This is a genomic window from Streptomyces sp. AcH 505 (genome assembly GCF_000818175.1).
In the GTDB taxonomy this organism is placed as follows: Bacteria; Actinomycetota; Actinomycetes; order Streptomycetales; family Streptomycetaceae; genus Streptomyces.
Window position 1 is genome coordinate 4,225,283 of record NZ_JTIY01000001.1, and the last position, 19,973, is coordinate 4,245,255.

Consider the following 19,973-nt stretch of genomic DNA (forward strand, 5'->3'; position numbering starts at 1 on the left):
CGCCGGGCCGTCGTGCGGATGGGTGAGCAGGACCTGCCGTACGCCGGTCAGGGTGTGCCCGGCGCGCGCCGCGGCGAACGCCGCTCCCGGGGTGAGGTCCAGCAGCAGGACGCCGTCCACCAGCAGCGAGGTCGCGGCGCGCGCGGAGGCGCCACGGGCCGCGGCGCAGGCGGCGCAGGGGCAGTCGGGGCGGGGGAGTCCTTCGGGGGCTCCGGTGCCGAGCAGAGTGAGTTCCACGGGATGATCCTCCCGTGTCCGCGCTCACGGTGCGCGCCCGGCTACGCTGCGGGCAGGAAACTGATCAGCTCGCGGGACCCGGGAGGCGCACATGGCGTGGACGTGGCGGTTCGAGAAGTCCGACGGGACGGAGGTGCCGCCGGCGGTCGAGCCGGAGGAGTTCACCACGCAGGGGGACGCCGAGTCCTGGATCGGCGAGGCGTGGAAGGAACTCAAGGAGGGCGGCGCCGACCAGGTGCAGCTCTTCGAGGACAGTAAGAAGATCTACGGACCGATGAGCCTGCACGCCGAACAGGCCTGAGAGCGCTGGTCCGGAGCTGACGAGCAGCGCGGCCCGCCGCCCTCACCGGGCCGCGGGCCGCGTCCGTACACGTACCGGCTACATGTCCCCGAGCGTGACCTGGACGGTCTTCGCCGAGCTGCCCCTCGTGTAGCCCACCTGGACCTTCTGGCCCGGCTTGTCGGACGCGAGCATCTCGGACAGCGAGTCGATCGTCGTCACACGCCGGCCGCCGAGCTTGGTGATGATGTCGCCCGACTTGATCCCGGCGGCCGCCGCCGCGCCGCCCTTCACGGCCGTCACGACGGCAACCCCCTCGGGCTGGAAGTCGTCGCCGAGCACGGTGCGTCCGGTGATGCCGAGCGCGGCCCGGCCCGAGTTGGTGACCTTGCCGTTCTTGATGATCTGGTCGGCGACCGTCTTCACCATCGAGACGGGGATCGCGAAGCCGATGCCGGGCGCCGCGCTGTTGCCCATCTGCGGGTCGCTCGCCGCGAGCGTCGGGATACCGATGACCTCGCTGTCCAGGTTGACCAGCGCGCCGCCGCTGTTGCCGGGGTTGATCGCGGCCGACGTCTGCACCATGTTGGCGATCGTGGCGCCCGTACCGCCGCCCGATTCGCTCTCGCTGACGGTCCGTCCGACCGCCGAGACGATGCCCTGCGTGACGCTGCTGGACAGACCGAGCGGCGAGCCCATCGCGAGGACGATCTGCCCGACGGCGACCTTGGACGAGTCGCCGAATTTCGCGGCCTTCAGCCCGCTGGGCGGGTTCTCCAGCTCGATCACGGCGAGGTCCTGCTGCGGGAAGCTGGAGACCAGCCGCGCCTGGAGCGGCTGCTCCTGGGTGGCGACGGTGACCTTGAAGGTCTTGCCCTTGCCCACCACATGGGCGTTGGTGACGATATGGCCCTTGTCGTCGTAGACGATGCCCGAGCCCAGCGCGTCCCCGGCGTCGATCTGCACGACCGAGGGCAGCGCGTTCTTGATCACGCTCTCGTAGTCGCTCTGCAGGTCGTCGCCGTCCGCGCGCTGCACGGCGGCTGCCTGCGTCGTCGTGTCCGCGTCGGACTCGGCGGAGCCCGCGGCCGGTGAGCCGGGGCCGGAACAGCCGCCGGCCAGGGCCACGGCGCAGACGCCTGCGGTCAGGGGGAGCAGCAGCCGGCGCGCGCGGCCACGGAGAAGAGATGCGTCCATGTCCGGAGTATCCCTTTTGCCTGCCGGGGTCGGCCTGCGGTGCGCCGCCGATCAGGGGGTGCCCGCGATCAAGGAACGGCGGCAAAGAACGGCGGCAAGGAGTGGCGGCCCGGCAGACGGACGGTGAGCCCCGGACGGTCAGCCCCGGACCCCGCACACATGCAGCAGCGCGGCGATCCTGCGGAACGGTTCCGTGCGGCCCGCCCGGTCCTCGGCGGCCAGCAGCTGGCGCAGCTCGTCGCCCTCCGGCGCCGCCGCGTCACCCGCGCCGTCCGTGAAGACCCGCACGCCGTACCAGGCGTGCAGCGGAGCCGCGATACCGGCGAGCGTCGCCGTCACGTCGTCGAGCCGGTCGGCGCGCACCCGCGCGCCCAGCCGGTCGGTGTACAGATGCGCGTCGAAGGCGGCCAGTGTCGTCGGCCAGTCACCGGCGAAGCCCGGCCGCAGCGGCAGCGCGTCCGCGTTGCGTACGAGCAGCGACAGCAGCCCGCCGGGGGCCAGCATCCTGGCGAGCCCCGCGATCATCGCGTCGGGCTCCTCGACGTACATCAGCACGCCGTGGCACAGCACCACGTCGAAACCGCCGGGCAGGAAGTGCACACCCGTCTCGAGTCCGTCGCCCTCCAGCAGCCGGACCCGCTCGCGTATGCCCTCGGGCTCGGCCGACAGGGCCGTACGCGCCGTCGACAGCGAATCGGAGTCCGACTCCAGGCCCGTCACCGTGTGTCCCGCACGGGCCAGCCGGAGCGCCTGGACGCCCCGTCCCATCCCGACGTCGAGGATCCGCAGCCGCTGCCCGACAGGGAACCGCCCGGCGATCTGCTCATCGAGCTGCCGGGCGACCAGCTCTTGACGCACGACGTCCCGCAGCTTCCCCGAGAAGCCGGAGACGTCCGTGGTCAGGGTCGCTCTCCGCGCTTGACCTGCGGCTTGGGCAGCCTGAGCCGGCGGACCTGGAGCGTGCGCATCAGGCCGTACGGCACGGCGCCGCGCTTCGGGGTGTCGGGGAAGCGGATCGCCAGCTGCTTCTTCAGCCGGAACCACAGCCCGATCGAGTCGACGACGATCACCACGATCACCACGAGCCACATCAGCAGCGCGATGTTCTGCAGCGAGCCAATCCGCACCATGCTCAGGACGAGAATCACCACCGCGAGCGGCAGGAAGAACTCGGCGGCCGAGTAGCGCGAGTCGACGTAGTCACGGACGAACTTGCGCACCGGGCCCTTGTCACGGGCCGGCAGATAGCGCTCGTCACCGTTGGCGAGGGCCTGCCGCTGCCTGGCCATGTCGGCACGCCGCGCCTCGCGCTGCTGCTTGGTGGCCGTCTTGCGGTCGGTCGGCGCCGTCGAGGCGCGTCGGCGCTGCGACTGCGCCTGGGCGCGCTTGGGGGTCGGGCGGCCCTTCGGGGCCTGCGGGTCACGGGTCTGCTTGGAGAGGTCGATCGACACCTTCGTGCCGGGGACCTTCTCTTCCTTGGCGCGGCTACGGAACACAAAGCCCAAGGGTACGGGGTGCCGTGCATGGACCCCACCCCCGAGGGGAACGATCCCGCAACGGCCTGCGTCTTCAAAGACGGAACAGACGGGACAGAGGGGGACACGGCGGGGGCTTCGCCTCCGCTTCCCCCCTACGGTCACCTACTCCCTGCGCCGGACGGCCGGGGGGCGCAGTCGTCCTTGGGGAGGAGCGCATCCGCGCTCGAACAGTGCGGTAATGGATGCAGGCCCCGTACTGTGGGTTCTGTAGGAGTGCTGGAGCTGGAGTCCGTCAGAAGGGGGCGCGCGAAGCCCATGAGCGGTGTCATGAAGCGTATGGGGATGATCTTCCGCGCGAAGGCAAACAAGGCCCTTGACCGGGCCGAGGATCCGCGCGAGACCCTCGATTACTCGTACCAGAAGCAGCTTGAGCTGCTTCAGAAGGTACGCCGCGGCGTCGCCGATGTGGCGACCTCGCGCAAGCGGCTTGAGCTGCAGCTGAACCAGCTGCAGGGCCAGTCGACCAAGCTGGAGGACCAGGGCCGCAAGGCCCTTGCTCTCGGCCGGGAGGACCTGGCGCGCGAGGCGCTGTCCCGCCGCGCCGCGCTTCAGCAGCAGGTCAGCGATCTGGAGACGCAGCACACCACGCTGCAGGGCGAGGAGGAGAAGCTCACCCTCGCCGCGCAGCGCCTCCAGGCCAAGGTCGACGCCTTCCGTACGAAGAAGGAGACGATCAAGGCCACGTACACGGCGGCGCAGGCGCAGACCCGGATCGCCGAATCGTTCTCGGGAATCTCCGAGGAGATGGGCGACGTCGGTCTGGCCATCCAGCGGGCCGAGGACAAGACCGCGCAGCTGCAGGCCAGGGCAGGCGCGATCGACGAACTGCTCGCTTCGGGAGCCCTCGACGACCAGTCGGGGCTCGCGAAGGACGACATCGCCACCGAGCTGGACCGGATCTCCGGCGGTTCGGACGTCGAGCTCGAACTTCAGCGTATGAAGGCCGAGCTGGCCGGCGGGTCGCCGCAGCAGGCAATCGAAGGAGGCGCCGCAGGCGCGGCCGGAGAGAAGGACGCGCCGCCGTCCCAGTCGAAGTTCGACAAGAGTTAAGGATTCGTCATGATCGTACGGATCATGGGGGAGGGCCAGCGGCGGCTGGCGGACGGCCACGTGGCCGAGCTGGACAAGCTCGACGACCTGCTGCTCGCCGAGGTCAGGAACGGCGACGGGGACGGCTTCCGCCGCACCTTCCACGCCCTCCTCGACAAGGTGCGCGAGCTCGGCGAGCCACTGCCCGACGACTCGCTGGAGCCGTCGGAGCTGATCCTCCCCGCACCGGGCGCGACCCTCGAAGAGGTACGCGAGCTGCTCAGCGACGAAGGGCTGATCCCCTCCGTCTGACGGCACCCCACTCCACCACTCCCGGCGCCCCGCCCCAGGCGGGGCGCCGTCGTGTGTCCGGGCCGCCGGGTGTGCCGGAGCGCACCCCGCCGTTTTCCCGGGTGCGCGACGCCGACCCCGTACCGTGCATAGATGTGACCTCCCTCGGCATCGCGTACGGAACCGCCTACGCGCGCACCCGGCACTGGCTGCGCGCGCATCCGCTCGCCCCCGACGGCGCGCTCGCGGTCACCGTGCTCGTGTGCATGGTGATCGGCTCGTTCGCGAACCCGCACCGAGGGCAGGGCGGCCCCACCTTCAGCACGGAGCCGCCCAGCGCGCTCAGCCTGCTGCTGATGGCCGTCGCCGCCGCCGCGCTCGTCTTGCGCCGGCGCGCGCCCAGGCCCGTACTGCTGTGCACCAGTGCGGTGACCGTGCTGGAACTGGTGACCGGCGATCCGCCCGCACCCGTCGTGTTCAGCGCCGTCATCGCGCTCTACACCGTCGCCGCGCGCACCGACCGCCCCACCACCTGGCGGATCGGCTTCGCCACCATGGCCGTGCTGACCGCCGTCGCGATGATCTTCAGCACCGGCCCCTGGTACTCCCAGGAGAACCTGGCGATCTTCGCCTGGACCGGGATGGCCAGCGCGGCGGGTGACGCCGTACGCAGCCGCCGCGCGTTCATCGACGCCATAAGGGAACGGGCCGAGCGCGCCGAGCGCACCCGTGAGGAGGAGGCCAGGCGCCGGGTCGCCGAGGAGCGGCTGCGGATCGCCCGCGATCTGCACGACGTCGTCGCCCACCACATCGCCCTGGTCAACGTCCAGGCCGGGGTCGCGGCGCATGTCATGGACAAGCGGCCCGACCAGGCGAAGGAGGCCCTGGCCCACGTACGGGAGGCCAGCAGGTCGGCGCTGAACGAACTGCGCGCCACCGTCGGGCTGCTGCGCCAGTCCGGCGACCCCGAGGCACCCACCGAACCGGCCCCGGGACTCGCGCACCTCGAAGGGCTGCTCGACACGTTCCGCAACGCCGGGCTGCCGGTGGAGTACGTGAGCGACGGCGACGTGGAGCTGCCCGCCGCCGTCGACCTCGCCGCCTACCGCATCATCCAGGAGGCCCTGACCAACTCGCAGAAGCACGCGGGCGCCGGTGCCAGGGCCGAGGTGAGCGTCGTACGGGTCGGCCCGACCGTGGAGATCACGGTCCTCGACGACGGGGAGGGGACGGCGGAGCCGACCCAGGGCGGCGGCCACGGTCTGCTCGGCATGCGCGAGCGCGTCACCGCGCTCGGCGGATCCCTCACCGCGGGACCCCGCTACGGAGGCGGCTTCCGTACGCAGGCGATACTGCCCGTGAAGGCGAAGGGGAAGCCGCGCGCGACAGCCGAGGCGCGGCCCGCCACGGGCACCGGCGGCTGCCGGGCAGGGGAGACCGTATGACGATCAGGGTCCTGCTGGCCGACGACCAGACGCTGCTGCGCAGTGCCTTCCGGGTGCTGGTCGACTCCGAACCCGACATGGAGGTCGTCGGCGAGGCGGCCGACGGCGCCCAGGCCGTCGAACTGGCCCGTACCGCCGCCCCCGACGTCGTCCTGATGGACATCCGGATGCCCGGTACGGACGGTCTGGCGGCGACCCGCGTCATCAGCGCCGACCCCGCGCTCGCCGGGGTGCATGTCGTCATGCTGACCACCTTCGAGGTCGACGAGTACGTCGTGCAGTCGCTGCGCGCGGGCGCCTCCGGCTTCCTCGGCAAGGGCGCCGAGCCCGTCGAACTGCTCAACGCCATCCGGATCGCGGCGGCGGGCGACGCCCTGCTGTCGCCCGTCGCGACGAAGGGCCTCATCGCGACCTTCCTCGCGCAGGGCGGCACCGACTCCGAAGGGCCCGCCCCCGCCGAGTACACCAAGCGGCTCGCGGCGCTGACCGTGCGCGAGCGTGAGGTGCTGGTGCAGGTGGCGGGCGGCCACTCCAACGACGAGATCGCCGAGCGGCTGCAAGTCAGCCCACTGACTGTCAAGACCCATGTGAACCGGGCGATGGCAAAGCTTGGCGCCCGCGACCGGGCCCAATTGGTGGTAATCGCCTACGAATCGGGCCTCGTGCGGGCCAGGGTGGAGTAGTACCCCACCCTCCGCGTACTCCAGGCGCGGTACTCGGCGCCCCAGGAAATGCGTCTGGCGGGCGACGGATCCGGCGTTCCGAATGGCTGATCGTATGTAGGGGGCGACAGGCCCCCGCCGACGATCAACCACGAACCATCCGGGCAGCTGCCCCACGGCCGCGCCCAACTGCCGCGTACACCACAGAAGAGAGACCCCATGTCCTGGCTGTCCAGATTCAGCCTCGCGCAACGGGCCCTGATCGGGCTGATGTCGATCATCGCGCTCGTCTTCGGCGCGATAGCGATCCCCCAGCTCAAGCAGCAACTGCTGCCCACCATCGATCTCCCCGTGGTCTCGGTGCTCGCCCCGTACCAGGGCGCCTCCCCGGATGTGGTCGAGAAGCAGGTCGTCGAACCCCTTGAGAACAACCTCAAGGCCGTGGACGGCATCAGCACCATCACCTCGACGGCCAGCGAGGGCAACGCCGTCGTCATGGCCAGCTTCGACTTCGGCGACGACGGCACGAAGCAGCTCGTCGCCGATGTGCAGCAGGCGGTGAACCGCGCGGGCAACCAGATGCCGGAAGGCGTCGACCCGCAGGTCATCGCGGGCTCCACGGACGACATCCCGACCGTCGTGCTCGCCGTCACCTCCGACAAGGACCAGCAGGCGCTCGCCGACCAGCTGGACCGCTCGGTCGTCCCGGCGCTCCAGGACATCGACGGCGTCGGCCAGGTCACCGTCGACGGTGTGCGCGACCTCCAGATCTCCGTCACGCCCGACACCAAGAAGCTCGCGCAGGCGGGGCTGAACACCGCCTCGCTCTCCGCCGCCCTCAAGGCCGGCGGCGTGCCCGTGGCCGCCGGCGCGTTCGCCGAGGAAGGCACCAGCCGTACGGTCCAGGTCGGCGGCAGCTACACGTCGCTCAAGCAGATCGAGGACCTGCGGATCCCGCCGCCGGCCGCCCCGGGCGGCGGAGCCGGTGCCGGCGGTACGGCCGAGCCCGTACGGGTCGGCGACATCGCCACCGTCGAGCAGCAGCCGGCCGCGGCCACCTCGCTGACCCGCACCGACGGCAAGCCCAGCCTCGCCGTCAACGTGACGATGGACAACGACGGCAGCGCCGTCGCCATCTCGGACGCGGTCAACGACAAGCTGTCCGACATGCGCAAGGACCTCGGTCCCGGGTCGGAGATCACGGTCGCGAGCGACCAGGGTCCTGCCGTCTCCAAGTCCATCTCGGGCCTGACCACCGAAGGCGCTCTCGGGCTGCTCTTCGCCGTGATCATCATCCTGCTGTTCCTCGCGTCGATCCGCTCGACGCTGGTCACGGCGATCTCCATCCCGCTCTCCGTGGTCCTCGCGCTGATCGTGCTCTGGACCCAGGGCATGTCGCTGAACGTGCTGACGCTCGGCGCGCTGACCATCGCGATCGGCCGGGTCGTCGACGACTCGATCGTGGTGCTGGAGAACATCAAGCGCCATCTGAGCTACGGCGAGGAACGGCACAGCGCCATCATCACCGCGGTCAAGGAGGTGGCGGGCGCCGTCACCTCGTCGACCCTCACCACCGTCGCGGTGTTCCTGCCGATCGGACTCGTCGGCGGCATCGTCGGCGAACTGTTCGGTTCGTTCTCGCTGACCGTGACGGCGGCGCTGCTCGCCTCGCTGCTGGTCTCGCTGACCGTCGTCCCCGTCTTCTCGTACTGGTTCCTGCGCCCGCCGAAGTCGGCGCTCGGCGTCAGCCCGGAGGAGGCCCGCAGGGTCGCCGAGGAGAAGGAGTCCCGCGGCAGGCTCCAGCGGATCTACGTACCGGTGCTGCGCTGGGCCACCCGGCGCAGGCTCACCAGCGTGATCATCGCTGTCGTCATCCTGATCGGCACGTTCGGCATCTCCGGTCTCATCAAGACCAACTTCTTCGACCAGAGCGACCAGGACGTCCTGTCCGTCACGCAGAAGCTGCCCGCCGGTACCGACCTGGCGTCGGCCGACGCGGCGGCGAAGAAGGTCGAGAAGGTCCTCGCGGGCCTCGACGAGGTCAAGGACTACCAGGTCACTGTCGGCTCCTCCGGGATCATGGCGGCCTTCGGCGGCGGCACGGGCGCCAACCAGGCGTCCTACCAGGTGACGCTGAAGGACGCGTCGGCGTACGAGAAGACCCAGGACGAGATCGAGAAGGGCCTCGCCAAGCTCGACGGCATCGGTGACACGACCGTCGCGGCCGGCGGCGGCTTCGGCAGCACGGACCTGAGCGTCGTCGTCAAGGCGTCCGAGGCCGACACCCTGAAGAAGGCGTCGGACCAGGTACAGGCGGCCGTCGCGAAGCTGGACGACGTCACGGACGTACAGAGCGACCTGTCGCAGAGCATCCCGCGCATCTCGGTCACGGCCAACTCCAAGGCGGCCGACGCCGGTTTCGACGACATGACGCTCGGTGCGGCCGTCGCCCAGGCCGTCAGCGGTACGAAGTCCGGGCAGGCGATGCTCGGCGACACCGAGCGCGACGTCGTCGTCACCTCCGCCAAGCCGGCCGCCACGATCGCCCAGCTCAAGGACCTGTCGCTGGGCCCGGTGAAGCTCGGTCAGATCGCCGACGTCAAGGTGGTGCCGGGACCGGTCACCATGACCCGGATCGACGGTGCCCGCGCCGCGACGATCACCGCCAGGCCGACCGGTGACAACACCGGCGCCGTCAGCACCGCGCTCCAGTCGAAGATCGACGATCTGAAGCTGCCGGCCGGTGCCACCGCCTCCATCGGCGGTGTCTCGCAGGACCAGGACGACGCCTTCGTCAAGCTGGGTCTCGCCATGCTGGCGGCCGTCGCGATCGTCTTCATGCTGCTGGTCGGCACGTTCAGGTCGCTGATCCAGCCGCTGATCCTGCTGGTCTCGATCCCGTTCGCCGCCACCGGCGCGCTGGGCCTGCTGCTCATCACCGGTACGCCGCTGGGTGTGCCCGCGATGATCGGCATGCTGATGCTGATCGGCATCGTCGTGACCAACGCGATCGTGCTGATCGACCTGATCAACCAGTACCGGGCGCAGGGTCTGAGCGTGGTCGACGCGGTGGTCGAGGGTGGCCGTCACCGGCTCCGCCCGATCCTGATGACCGCCCTGGCGACGATCTTCGCGCTCCTCCCGATGGCGCTGGGTGTCACCGGCGAGGGCGGCTTCATCGCCCAGCCGCTGGCGGTCGTGGTGATCGGCGGTCTGGTGACGTCGACGCTGCTGACGCTGCTGCTCGTACCGACGCTGTACGCGATGGTGGAGCTGCGCAAGGAGCGCCGCGCGAAGAAGAAGGCGGCCAAGCGGTCGGCGAAGCAGGACGACACGTCCGCCGAGCCGGACAGGGAGCCCGCGAACGCCTGATCCGCCGTACGGAATGCCTACGGAACGCCCAGGGGCCCCCGCCGTCGGGCGGGGGCCCCTGGTGCGTCACGGACGCGCTCTACGGCAGCGCCAGCATCCGCTCCAGCGCGAGCTGTGCGAGATCCGCCGTCTCCCGGTCGACCTGGATCCGGTTGACCTCGTTGCCCTCGGCCAGCGACTCCAGCGTCCACACCAGGTGCGGCAGGTCGATGCGGTTCATGGTGGAGCAGAAGCAGACCGTCTTGTCGAGGAAGACGATCTCCTTGTCCTCGGCGGCGAAACGGTTCGCCAGCCGCTGCACGAGATTCAGCTCCGTACCGATGGCCCACTTGGAGCCGGCCGGGGCGTCCTCAAGGGCCTTGATGATGTACTCCGTCGAACCGACGTAGTCGGCGGCCGACACGACCTCGTGCTTGCACTCCGGGTGCACCAGCACATTGACGCCCGGTATCCGCTCGCGCACGTCGTTCACCGAGTCCAGCGAGAAGCGGCCGTGCACGGAGCAGTGGCCGCGCCACAGGATCATCTTCGCGTCCCGCAGCTGCTCGGCGGTCAGCCCGCCGTTGGGCTTGTGCGGGTTGTACAGGACACAGTCGTCCAGGGAGAGCCCGAGGTCCCGCACGGCCGTGTTGCGGCCGAGGTGCTGGTCCGGCAGGAACAGCACCTTCTCGCCCTGCTCGAAGGCCCAGTTCAGGGCGCGCTCGGCATTGGACGACGTGCAGATGGTGCCGCCGTGCTTGCCGGTGAACGCCTTGATGTCGGCGGACGAGTTCATGTACGAGACGGGTACGACCTGCTCGGCGATCCCGGCCTCGGTCAGTACGTCCCAGCACTCGGCGACCTGCTCGGCCGTCGCCATGTCGGCCATCGAGCAGCCGGCCGCGAGGTCGGGCAGGACGACCTTCTGGTCGTCGCCGGTGAGGATGTCGGCGGACTCGGCCATGAAGTGCACACCGCAGAAGACGATGTACTCAGCCTCCGGGCGGGCAGCCGCGTCCCTGGCCAGCTTGAAGGAGTCGCCGGTCACGTCGGCGAACTGGATGACCTCGTCACGCTGGTAGTGGTGGCCCAGGACGAACACCTTGTCCCCGAGCTTCTCCTTGGCGGCGCGTGCGCGCTCCACCAGGCCGGGGTCGGACGGCGACGGCAGATCACCCGGGCACTCGACGCCGCGCTCGCTGCGCGGGTCGGCGTCGCGGCCGAGCAGCAGCAGGGCGAGGGGCGTCGGCCGGACATCGAGATCCTGACGGGGCTGGGCGGTGGTGGTGGTCACGTCACGCACCCTTTCTTCTCTGCGGAGGAGCCTTTTCGTCTAATTGACGTTATCCATCATATCCCCTTCACGTCACTTTGACGATGCCGATCGCGTCGATGTGACGCATGACGAAGGGAGCTCGGCCCCGTGCCGTTCCCCCGCGTGGTGTGCGAGCATGAAGAGGAAGAGAAAGACAAATGCCAGGGCCGGAATGAATCAGCGGCCATGCCGGTTGCACTGTCGGCAAGCAGTCCGTACAACCCGGGAGAGAAGCAGATGTCCGTATCGGACGACACCACAACCGTGAGCGACGGCATCCTCCTGTCCGACGCCGCCGCGGGCAAGGTCAAGACCCTGCTGGACCAGGAAGGCCGGGACGACCTCGCACTGCGCGTCGCCGTTCAGCCCGGTGGCTGCTCCGGTCTGCGCTACCAGCTGTTCTTCGACGAGCGTTCGCTCGACGGCGATGTCGTCAAGGACTTCGGGGGCGTCAAGGTCGTCACCGACCGCATGAGCGCCCCGTACCTGGGCGGCGCCTCGATCGACTTCGTCGACACCATCGAGAAGCAGGGCTTCACGATCGACAACCCGAACGCGACGGGCTCCTGCGCCTGCGGTGACTCCTTCAGCTAAATCTTTTCGGCTGCCGGACAGAGCCGAAGAAGGCGGCGATCCCTGAAGGGACCGCCGCCTTTCGCATGCCTGGCGCCATTCACCGGTGGCTCAGCCGCGGCCGATCTTCTCGCCCGTCGTGCCGTTCACGACCTGCCGGCCGCCCAGCGGGTGCTCCAGCGTCACCGACGCCGTCTGCTCCTTGGCCATCGCCACACAGACCGTCCCCGGATCCTGGACCGGCTTCACCACCTCGACCTTCACCGCCGTACCGCTCTCGTCGGCGCGCGCCGTGTACGTACCGCAGACCCCGCCCCAGAACCGCACGGTGAGCTTCGTGCCCTCGGCGCTGTACGACATGACCTGCTTGCCCGGCGTGTCACCGGCGCTCTTCCCCGGGCCCACCGGTGAAGGGCCGCCCGGCATCTCCTGGTGCGGCGGCAGCGCGGGGGAAAGGAACTCGGGCGACACGGCCGGCCGGGTGAGCGTGTACGGCAGATTGCCGCCGCCGGGCGACACCTGGAACAGCCAGGACGGTACGAGCGCCCGGTGGCCGCCGACGCTCTGCGCCGCCAGACCGAACTCGGCCTTGTCGATCACCACGGCCTCGGGCGGCGCCGCCGGCTTGGGGGTGCACGGCGCGGCCGGCTTCTCCGCACCGGTCAGCGGCTCGGGCGTCGCGCAGCCGCCGACGCCGCCCCGGCCCGCACCCGACGCCGTGCTGTTCAGCTGCTTCAGCGCCTCGGCCGCGCTGATCACCGGATAGCTGTCGCCCCGCGCGGGCACGCTCAGCTGACCGCTGCCGCCGCTCACGGTGCCGTCGGCGGCGATCTGCAGCCCCGTCGACCAGCCGTACGTCGGCGCGCCGCCGACCAGCGGATTCGCGTTCACCACCCGGACCGCGCCCATCAACTGGCGCGCGTCCAGGCGGGCGTCACCCTGGCCCACGGCCTTGAGCACGGGCGCCGCCGCCTTCTTCGCCGCGTCCTCACTCACCGGCCCGCCCCCTTCGACACCGCCGGCCGCGCCGCCGACGCTGCCGCCGCCTCCGCCGCTCGGACAGGCCTTGCCCTTCAGGCAGTTGTCACCGCCGGGGGAGGGCGCGTACCGGGCGAACGTCCAACTGCCCGGCGCCTGCCGCTCCACCCGCAGCAGCGGACCCGAACCGTCCTTGTCCGCGCCGACCTTCCACGCCGTGCCGTCCGGCTGCGGTGTGCCCGACACGCCGAGCGCGGTCGCCAGCCGGGTCACCTCGGCCGCCGTCACACCCGACCCCGCCCGGTAGACACGGGCGTTCTCGGGCCCCGCGGGCAGCTTCCCCGCCGCGCGGTAGGTCACCCGACCCGGATCAGGCTCGCCCGGCGCGATCCCCTCGGGGGCGCTCGGCGCCGGACCCGTCGCCGCGGTCGGCACCGGATAACCGTCGAGGGCCAGCTTGGGCGGGTGATGCGCCGCCTTCGCTTCACCGTCCCCCGAAGCGGCCGTCGCGAAGTACGCGCCGCCGCCCGCCACGATCAGTACCGCTGCCGCGACCGCGCCCACGGCGAGCGGGTGCCGCCCCCTGCGCCTGTTCTCGCTGTCGCCGTCTCCCGCGCTCTCGCGGGGCTGATCCGTACTGGTCACCGCTGCGCTCCCTCGGCCGGCTCGTCGTCCTGTGGACACCACTGGGACGGCGGCGGCCCGCAGCCGGTTCCCCCGGCACCGCGATCAGCGCGACGTCACTCGCCGTACTGGGCCGTTCCGGCGATCAGCCGCACCGAACCGGCCGGCACCGTGATCCCCCGGATGTGTGAGGGCGGCACGGGGACGGCGGCCGAAGGGGCGGGCGCCAGCCAGTGCGGCGCCATCCGCGCGCAGTCCCCGCGCAGCTGCGCCAGGCTGATCTCGGCCTCAAGCCCGCCGGTCCCCGTACCGTTCTCGGAACGCCCGCTGTGGTTCGCCATACGTCCACGGTAGGCAGGGTCCGGCGACCGGACAAACCCCTACCATCCGGTAGTTTCCCGTCCGCCGGCCGTCGGGTCCGCCGGCCGACAGGACGAAGCCGTGCCGACCGGCCGCCCGCGCGACCCGGTAGCGTGAACTGTCAACCGTTCTCCTCTCCAGGAGCGTTCACGCCGTGCGAATCGCAGTCTCCGGCTCCATCGCCACTGACCATCTGATGACCTTCCCGGGCCGCTTCGCCGACCAACTGGTCGCCGAACAGCTCCACACGGTCTCCCTGTCCTTCCTGGTCGACAACCTCGACGTGCGCAGGGGCGGTGTCGGGGCCAACATCTGCTTCGGCATGGGCCAGCTGGGCACGCGCCCGATCCTGGTCGGCGCGGCCGGCTCGGACTTCGACGAGTACCGGTCCTGGCTCGACCGGCACGGCGTCGACACCGGCTCTGTCCGCATCTCGGAGGTCCTGCACACGGCCCGCTTCGTGTGTACGACGGACGCCGACCACAACCAGATCGGCTCCTTCTACACGGGCGCCATGAGCGAGGCCCGGCAGATCGAGCTCAAGAAGATCGCCGACCGCGTCGGCGGCCTCGACCTGGTGCTGATCGGCGCCGACGACCCCGAGGCGATGCTCCGCCACACCGAGGAGTGCCGCAGCCGGGGCATCCCGTTCGCCGCCGACTTCTCCCAGCAGATCGCGCGGATGGAGGGCGACGACATCCGGGTCCTGCTCGACGGCGCCGCCTACCTCTTCTCCAACGAGTACGAGAAGGGGCTCATCGAGTCCAAGACCGGCTGGACGGACGCCGAGATCCTCAGCAGGGTCGGCCACCGCGTCACCACCCTCGGCAAGAACGGCGTCCGCATCGAGCGCGTCGGCGAGGAGCCGATCGAGGTCGGCTGCGCGCAGGAGGAGACCAAGGCCGACCCGACGGGCGTCGGTGACGCCTTCCGCGCCGGCTTCCTCTCCGGGCTCGCCTGGGGCGTCAGCCTGGAGCGCGCCGCGCAGATCGGCTGCATGCTCGCCACCCTGGTGATCGAGACGGTCGGCACGCAGGAGTACACCCTGGCGAGGACGCACTTCATCGAGCGCTTCACCAAGGCGTACGGTCACGACGCCGCCGTCGAGGTGCAGACCCACCTGGGCTGAGCCGCCCGGTCACGGCACCAGCTACTACGACACCCGGCGGACCACATAAGCGACACCGTGGTCCGCCGGCCGCTCGCCGACGTACTCCTGGCCCCGCATCTCGCACCACGCGGGGATGTCGAGCCGCGCCGCCTCGTCGTCCGCGAGGACCGTCACCGTCCCGCCGACCGGCACGTCACCGATCACCTTCGCCAGCTCGATCACCGGGATCGGGCAGCGCCTGCCGATCGCGTCGACCAGCAGCGACGCCGTGCCCGCCGGCTCCGCGCCGGCCCGGGTCACCGGAGCGCCGAGCCGGGCCCGTACCGACGCCACGGCGGCCGGCAGCACGTCGAGGAACCGCTCGACGTCCGCCGCCGGGGTGCCGAGGGGGAGCGAGACCCGGACGTTCCCCTCCGACAGCACCCCCATCGCCTTCAGCACATGGCTCGGGGTCAGCGTGCTGCTCGTGCACGACGAGCCCGACGACACGGAGAAGTCAGCCCGGTCCAGCTCGTGCAGCAGCGCCTCCCCATCGACATAGAGACACGAGAAGGTGACGAGGTGCGGGAGCCGGTGCTCCGGGTCACCCACCACCTCGACATCGGGCACCAGTTCGGGCACCCGGGTCCTGATCAGCTCCACCAGCGCCCGCAGCCGGGCCGCCTCACCGGCCGCCTCGTCCCGTACCGCGCGCAGCGACGCCACGGCCGCCACGATCGCCGGAAGGTTCTGGAAGCCGGGCGTACGCCCCGACTCCCGCTCGTCGGCGGGGCCTTGGGGGGCGAACCGCACCCCCTTACGTACGGCGAGCAGCCCGACCCCGGGCGGACCGCCCCATTTGTGGGCACTCGCCGTCAGCAGCGACCAGGCACCGTCCACCGGACCCCAGCCCAGCGACTGCGCCGCGTCCACCAGCAGCGGCACCGACCGGCTCCGGCACACCTCGGCGACCTCGGCCACCGGCTGCTCCGTCCCCACCTCGTGGTTGGCGGACTGCAGGGCGGCCAGCGCGGTCTGCGCCCCGAGCGCTTCGGCGTACGCGCCGGGCGACACGGCCCCGTACCGGTCGACCGGCACCTCCGTCACCGGGCCACCGGTCGCCGCCTCGTGGGCGGCGGCGCTGTTCAGCACCGACGAGTGCTCCACCGCCGACACGACCACATGACGTCCGACACGCCGACGGCCGAAGAGAGCTCCGGACATCCCCGCGTGCACCGCGTGCGTGCCCGAAGGGGTGAATACGAGTTCGTCGGGGCGGCATCCCACGGCGTCGGCGGCGGCCTCCCTGGCCGCGTCGAGGAGCAGCGCGGCCCGCCGCCCCTCCCGGTAGAGCCGGGCGGGATCCGCCCAACCCTCGTCCAGGGACGCCTGAAGGGCCTGACGGGCCACGGGATGGAGCGGGGCGGCGGAGGCAGAGTCGAAGTACGGCACCGCGCCACGCTAACCCCGCACGCGAAGGGAGCGTCAGAAGTGGCCCGGATGCTGGCATTCCACCCCTTCGGGGTGTCGGACGGCGCGTTGGGCACCCTCCCCGCGCGACCCCAAATTGCGTCCAGTAGGGTTTGGTCCGCATAAACATCCAAACCCCTGCCCGCGTCAGGGCCGGCGACCGACCGAGACGGCCGCAGCCGGCCGCGCGGGCGAGACTCTCGGGAAGGCGCTACGTGAGTCCCAACGGCTCCGACCGCTCGTCGCGGCGCCCGATGCGGCGGAAGCTGCCGCAGGTGCTGACTGCGGGCCTGATCCTGGTAACCGCAACCGGTTGCACATACAAGGACTTCCCCCGCCTGGGTATGCCCACCCCGGTGACGGAAGAGGCCCCTCGGATCCTCTCCCTCTGGCAGGGCTCGTGGGCGGCAGCGCTCGTCACGGGCGTACTGGTATGGGGTCTGATCCTGTGGAGCGTCATCTTCCACCGGCGCAGCCGCACGAAGATTGAGGTCCCCCCACAGACCCGGTACAACGTCCCGATCGAGACGCTGTACACCGTGGTCCCGCTCATCATCGTCTCGGTGTTCTTCTACTTCACCGCGCGTGACGAGTCGAAGCTCCTCGAACTCTCTCCCAAGCCGGTCCACACGGTGAACGTGGTCGGCTACCAGTGGAGCTGGGGCTTCAACTACATCGAGAACGTGGACGGCAGCGCCTCCACGGGGACGAAGATCCCCAGCCAGCTCGACGCGATTCCCGAACGGTTCACGAAGGCGTTCCCCAAGGGTGCCGAAGGCGTCTACGACGCGGGTGTCCCCGGCGAGCGGAACCCGCAGACCGGCAACCCCGGTCCGACGCTGTGGCTGGCCAAGGGCGAGAAGGTCCGGTTCATCCTGACCTCGCGCGACGTCATCCACGACTTCTGGGTCGTGCCGTTCCTGATGAAGCAGGACGTCATCCCGGGGCACGCCAACTCCTTCGAGGTGACGCCGAACCAGGAAGGCACCTTCCTCGGCAAGTGCGCCGAACTCTGCGGTGTCGACCACTCGCGCATGCTGTTCAACGTGAAGGTCGTTTCGCCTGAGCGTTACCAGCAGCACCTGAAGGACCTGGCCAAGAAGGGTCAGAACGGCTACATCCCCGCCGGTATCCCGCAGACGGCCCCGGCCAGGAACGCGGAGGACAAGAAACTGTGAGCATCCTCAACGAACCCAAGGGTGCCGCGCCGGCTGATCCTTATCCCGACGAACTCCCGGTCCGGCGCAAGCAGCCGGGAACCGTCGTGGTGAACTGGCTGACGACGACCGATCACAAGACGATCGGGACGATGTACCTCATCACGTCGTTCGCGTTCTTCTGCATCGGCGGCATCATGGCGCTCTTCATGCGCGCCGAACTCGCCCGTCCCGGCACGCAGATCATGTCGAACGAGCAGTTCAACCAGGCGTTCACGATGCACGGCACGATCATGCTGCTGATGTTCGCGACGCCGCTGTTCGCCGGCTTCGCGAACTGGATCATGCCGCTGCAGATCGGCGCGCCCGACGTGGCGTTCCCGCGGCTGAACATGTTCGCCTACTGGCTCTACCTGTTCGGCTCGACGATCGCCGTGGGTGGCTTCCTCACCCCGCAGGGCGCCGCCGACTTCGGCTGGTTCGCCTACTCGCCGCTGTCGGACGCGGTCCGCTCACCGGGTATCGGCGCCGACATGTGGATCATGGGTCTGGCCTTCTCCGGCTTCGGCACGATCCTCGGTTCGGTCAACTTCATCACCACGATCATCTGCATGCGCGCGCCCGGCATGACGATGTTCCGGATGCCGATCTTCACCTGGAACGTGCTGCTCACCGGCGTTCTCGTCCTGCTGGCCTTCCCGGTGCTCGCCGCCGCGCTCTTCGCCCTGGAGGCCGACCGGAAATTCGGGGCGCATGTGTTCGACGCCGCCAACGGCGGTGCCTTGCTGTGGCAACACCTCTTCTGGTTCTTCGGCCATCCAGAGGTGTACATCATCGCCTTGCCCTTCTTCGGGATCATCTCCGAGGTGATCCCTGTCTTCAGCCGCAAGCCGATGTTCGGCTACATCGGTCTGGTCGCCGCGACGATCTCCATCGCGGGCCTGTCCGTGACGGTGTGGGCGCACCACATGTACGTCACCGGCGGTGTGCTGCTGCCGTTCTTCTCCTTCATGACGTTCCTCATCGCGGTACCGACCGGGGTGAAGTTCTTCAACTGGATCGGCACGATGTGGAAGGGCTCGTTGTCCTTCGAGACACCGATGCTGTGGACGGTCGGCTTCCTGGTCACGTTCGTCTTCGGCGGTCTGACCGGGGTCATCCTGGCGTCGCCGCCGATCGACTTCCACGTCTCCGACTCGTACTTCGTCGTCGCGCACTTCCACTACGTCGTCTTCGGCACCGTGGTCTTCGCGATGTTCGCCGGTTTCCACTTCTGGTGGCCGAAGTTCACCGGCAAGATGCTCGACGAACGGCTCGGCAAGATCACCTTCTGGACGCTGTTCATCGGCTTCCACGGGACCTTCCTCGTCCAGCACTGGCTGGGCGCCGAGGGCATGCCACGCCGGTACGCCGACTACCTGGCGGCCGACGGGTTCACCGCGCTGAACACGATCTCGACGATCAGCTCGTTCCTGCTCGGCCTGTCGATCCTGCCCTTCCTGTACAACGTCTGGAAGACGGCGAAGTACGGCAAGAAGGTCGAGGTCGACGACCCGTGGGGCTACGGCCGTTCGCTCGAATGGGCGACGTCGTGCCCGCCGCCGCGGCACAACTTCATCACGCTGCCGCGCATCCGGTCCGAATCGCCGGCGTTCGACCTGCACCACCCGGAGATCGCCGCTCTCGACCAGCTCGAGAACGTCGGTCACGGCGGCACGGACCCCGCCCTCACCGGTAGCAAGGAGGCCAGCAAGTGAAGGTCCAAGGCAGGCTGTTCCTCTGGCTCAGCTTCTTCATCCTGGCCGTCGCCGTCGTCTACGGCTACTGGTCCAAGGAAGCGGCCGGCACGACCGCGCTCTTCCTGGCCTTCGCACTGGCCATCATGATCGGCTTCTACCTGTCCTTCACGGCCCGGCGGATGGACTCGCTGGCCCAGGACGACAAGGAAGCCGACGTCGCCGACGAGGCCGGCGAGGTGGGGTTCTTCTCCCCGCACAGCTGGCAGCCGTTCTCGCTGGCCATCGGTGGTGCGCTGGCGTTCCTCGGCGTGGCCATCGGCTGGTGGCTGCTCTACTTCTCGGCGCCGCTGATCGTGGTCGGTCTGTGGGGCTGGGTCTTCGAGTACTACCGGGGCGAGAACCAGAACCAGTGACCGCCCGGCGGTAGTGCCCCTCCCGGCAAGCTTTGCCCTGTCGCGGTCCCCGGCACGCGCGCTCGCCGCGTTGGCCGGGAGCCCGAGTAGCTCCGCTACAAGGGCTCCCGGCCGCCTTGCGATCACACGCACCGGGCCCCGCTCCTTCACGGGCAAACATTGCCGGTCACGGCACTAGCACACGCACAAAAGCGACAGGGCCCCGACACTCCGGCCGGAGTGTC

At 70.0% G+C, this 19,973-nt stretch carries 18 protein-coding genes and 1 pseudogene; 11 read left to right on the forward strand and 8 right to left on the reverse strand.

Going from position 1 to position 19,973, the window contains the following annotated elements; genetic code table 11:
• Positions 1-237: pseudogene (locus HY68_RS45280) on the reverse strand (adenosylcobinamide kinase/adenosylcobinamide phosphate guanyltransferase); the annotation flags it as partial.
• Between the two features lie 91 nt (positions 238-328).
• On the opposite strand from HY68_RS45280, the gene HY68_RS19340 reads away from it, so the two are divergent.
• Positions 329-538 carry a hypothetical protein gene (locus tag HY68_RS19340; RefSeq protein ID WP_041990553.1) on the forward strand — a complete coding sequence of 70 codons (210 nt, stop codon included), beginning with the start codon at positions 329-331 and terminating at the stop codon, positions 536-538.
• Positions 539-616: 78 nt separating this feature from the next.
• On the opposite strand, the gene HY68_RS19345 is transcribed toward HY68_RS19340, so the two are convergent.
• From HY68_RS19345 to HY68_RS19355, 3 genes are all read right to left on the reverse strand, one after another.
• A complete protein-coding gene (locus tag HY68_RS19345; protein WP_041990555.1) occupies positions 617-1,714 on the reverse strand; it encodes a trypsin-like peptidase domain-containing protein in 1,098 nt (365 codons plus the stop codon).
• A gap of 138 nt (positions 1,715-1,852) precedes the next feature.
• Positions 1,853-2,572 (reverse strand): methyltransferase domain-containing protein, encoded by a 720-nt coding sequence (locus HY68_RS19350; RefSeq protein WP_041990557.1) that lies wholly within the window; start codon positions 2,570-2,572, stop codon positions 1,853-1,855.
• 41 nt (positions 2,573-2,613) lie between these two features.
• Positions 2,614-3,210 carry a DUF3043 domain-containing protein gene (locus HY68_RS19355; RefSeq protein WP_041990559.1) on the reverse strand — a complete coding sequence of 199 codons (597 nt, stop codon included), beginning with the start codon at positions 3,208-3,210 and terminating at the stop codon, positions 2,614-2,616.
• A gap of 297 nt (positions 3,211-3,507) precedes the next feature.
• Here HY68_RS19355 and HY68_RS19360 point away from each other — a divergent pair, with 297 nt between their 5' ends.
• The 5 genes from HY68_RS19360 (at position 3,508) to HY68_RS19380 (ending at position 10,051) form a co-directional block, all read left to right on the forward strand.
• Positions 3,508-4,302, forward strand: a complete 795-nt coding sequence (locus HY68_RS19360) for a PspA/IM30 family protein (protein ID WP_198533305.1) — start codon at positions 3,508-3,510, stop codon at positions 4,300-4,302.
• A 9-nt stretch (positions 4,303-4,311) separates the two neighbouring features.
• On the forward strand, positions 4,312-4,593 hold the full coding sequence (locus HY68_RS19365; protein ID WP_041990563.1) for a hypothetical protein: 282 nt from the start codon (positions 4,312-4,314) through the stop codon (positions 4,591-4,593).
• Between the two features lie 134 nt (positions 4,594-4,727).
• On the forward strand, positions 4,728-6,017 hold the full coding sequence (locus tag HY68_RS19370; protein ID WP_041990565.1) for a sensor histidine kinase: 1,290 nt from the start codon (positions 4,728-4,730) through the stop codon (positions 6,015-6,017).
• Positions 6,014-6,700 (forward strand): response regulator transcription factor, encoded by a 687-nt coding sequence (locus HY68_RS19375; RefSeq protein WP_041990568.1) that lies wholly within the window; start codon positions 6,014-6,016, stop codon positions 6,698-6,700. The genes HY68_RS19370 and HY68_RS19375 overlap by 4 nt, the downstream gene beginning before the upstream one ends.
• 198 nt (positions 6,701-6,898) lie before the next feature.
• A complete protein-coding gene (locus HY68_RS19380) occupies positions 6,899-10,051 on the forward strand; it encodes an efflux RND transporter permease subunit (RefSeq protein WP_041990570.1) in 3,153 nt (1,050 codons plus the stop codon).
• A 79-nt stretch (positions 10,052-10,130) separates the two neighbouring features.
• Here HY68_RS19380 and nadA read toward each other — a convergent pair whose 3' ends face one another.
• Positions 10,131-11,333: a quinolinate synthase NadA gene (gene nadA, locus HY68_RS19385; protein ID WP_041990573.1), complete on the reverse strand. Its 1,203-nt coding sequence runs from the start codon at positions 11,331-11,333 to the stop codon at positions 10,131-10,133.
• A 249-nt stretch (positions 11,334-11,582) separates the two neighbouring features.
• On the opposite strand from nadA, the gene HY68_RS19390 reads away from it, so the two are divergent.
• Positions 11,583-11,939, forward strand: a complete 357-nt coding sequence (locus HY68_RS19390; protein ID WP_041996613.1) for an iron-sulfur cluster assembly accessory protein — start codon at positions 11,583-11,585, stop codon at positions 11,937-11,939.
• 90 nt (positions 11,940-12,029) lie between these two features.
• Here HY68_RS19390 and HY68_RS19395 read toward each other — a convergent pair whose 3' ends face one another.
• Positions 12,030-13,541: a hypothetical protein gene (locus HY68_RS19395; protein ID WP_041990575.1), complete on the reverse strand. Its 1,512-nt coding sequence runs from the start codon at positions 13,539-13,541 to the stop codon at positions 12,030-12,032.
• A gap of 95 nt (positions 13,542-13,636) precedes the next feature.
• The gene (locus HY68_RS19400; protein WP_041990577.1) at positions 13,637-13,861 is read right to left on the reverse strand and encodes a hypothetical protein; all 225 of its coding nucleotides are present in this window, start codon (positions 13,859-13,861) and stop codon (positions 13,637-13,639) included.
• 173 nt (positions 13,862-14,034) lie between these two features.
• On the opposite strand from HY68_RS19400, the gene HY68_RS19405 reads away from it, so the two are divergent.
• Entirely contained in the window at positions 14,035-15,009 is a 975-nt protein-coding gene (locus tag HY68_RS19405) for a carbohydrate kinase family protein (protein WP_041990578.1), read from the forward strand.
• Positions 15,010-15,033: 24 nt separating this feature from the next.
• On the opposite strand, the gene HY68_RS19410 is transcribed toward HY68_RS19405, so the two are convergent.
• Positions 15,034-16,422: a cysteine desulfurase/sulfurtransferase TusA family protein gene (locus tag HY68_RS19410; RefSeq protein ID WP_041990580.1), complete on the reverse strand. Its 1,389-nt coding sequence runs from the start codon at positions 16,420-16,422 to the stop codon at positions 15,034-15,036.
• Positions 16,423-16,655: 233 nt separating this feature from the next.
• Here HY68_RS19410 and HY68_RS19415 point away from each other — a divergent pair, with 233 nt between their 5' ends.
• Genes HY68_RS19415 through HY68_RS19425 form a run of 3 tightly spaced genes read left to right on the forward strand, consistent with a single transcriptional unit; the run spans position 16,656 to position 19,749 of the window.
• Positions 16,656-17,618, forward strand: a complete 963-nt coding sequence (locus HY68_RS19415; RefSeq protein WP_041990581.1) for a cytochrome c oxidase subunit II — start codon at positions 16,656-16,658, stop codon at positions 17,616-17,618.
• Positions 17,615-19,354, forward strand: coding sequence for a cytochrome c oxidase subunit I (ctaD, locus tag HY68_RS19420; protein WP_041990582.1), 1,740 nt, complete (start codon positions 17,615-17,617; stop codon positions 19,352-19,354). The genes HY68_RS19415 and ctaD overlap by 4 nt, the downstream gene beginning before the upstream one ends.
• Positions 19,351-19,749: a cytochrome c oxidase subunit 4 gene (locus HY68_RS19425; RefSeq protein ID WP_041990584.1), complete on the forward strand. Its 399-nt coding sequence runs from the start codon at positions 19,351-19,353 to the stop codon at positions 19,747-19,749. The genes ctaD and HY68_RS19425 overlap by 4 nt, the downstream gene beginning before the upstream one ends.
• The last annotated feature ends 224 nt before the right edge of the window (positions 19,750-19,973 follow it).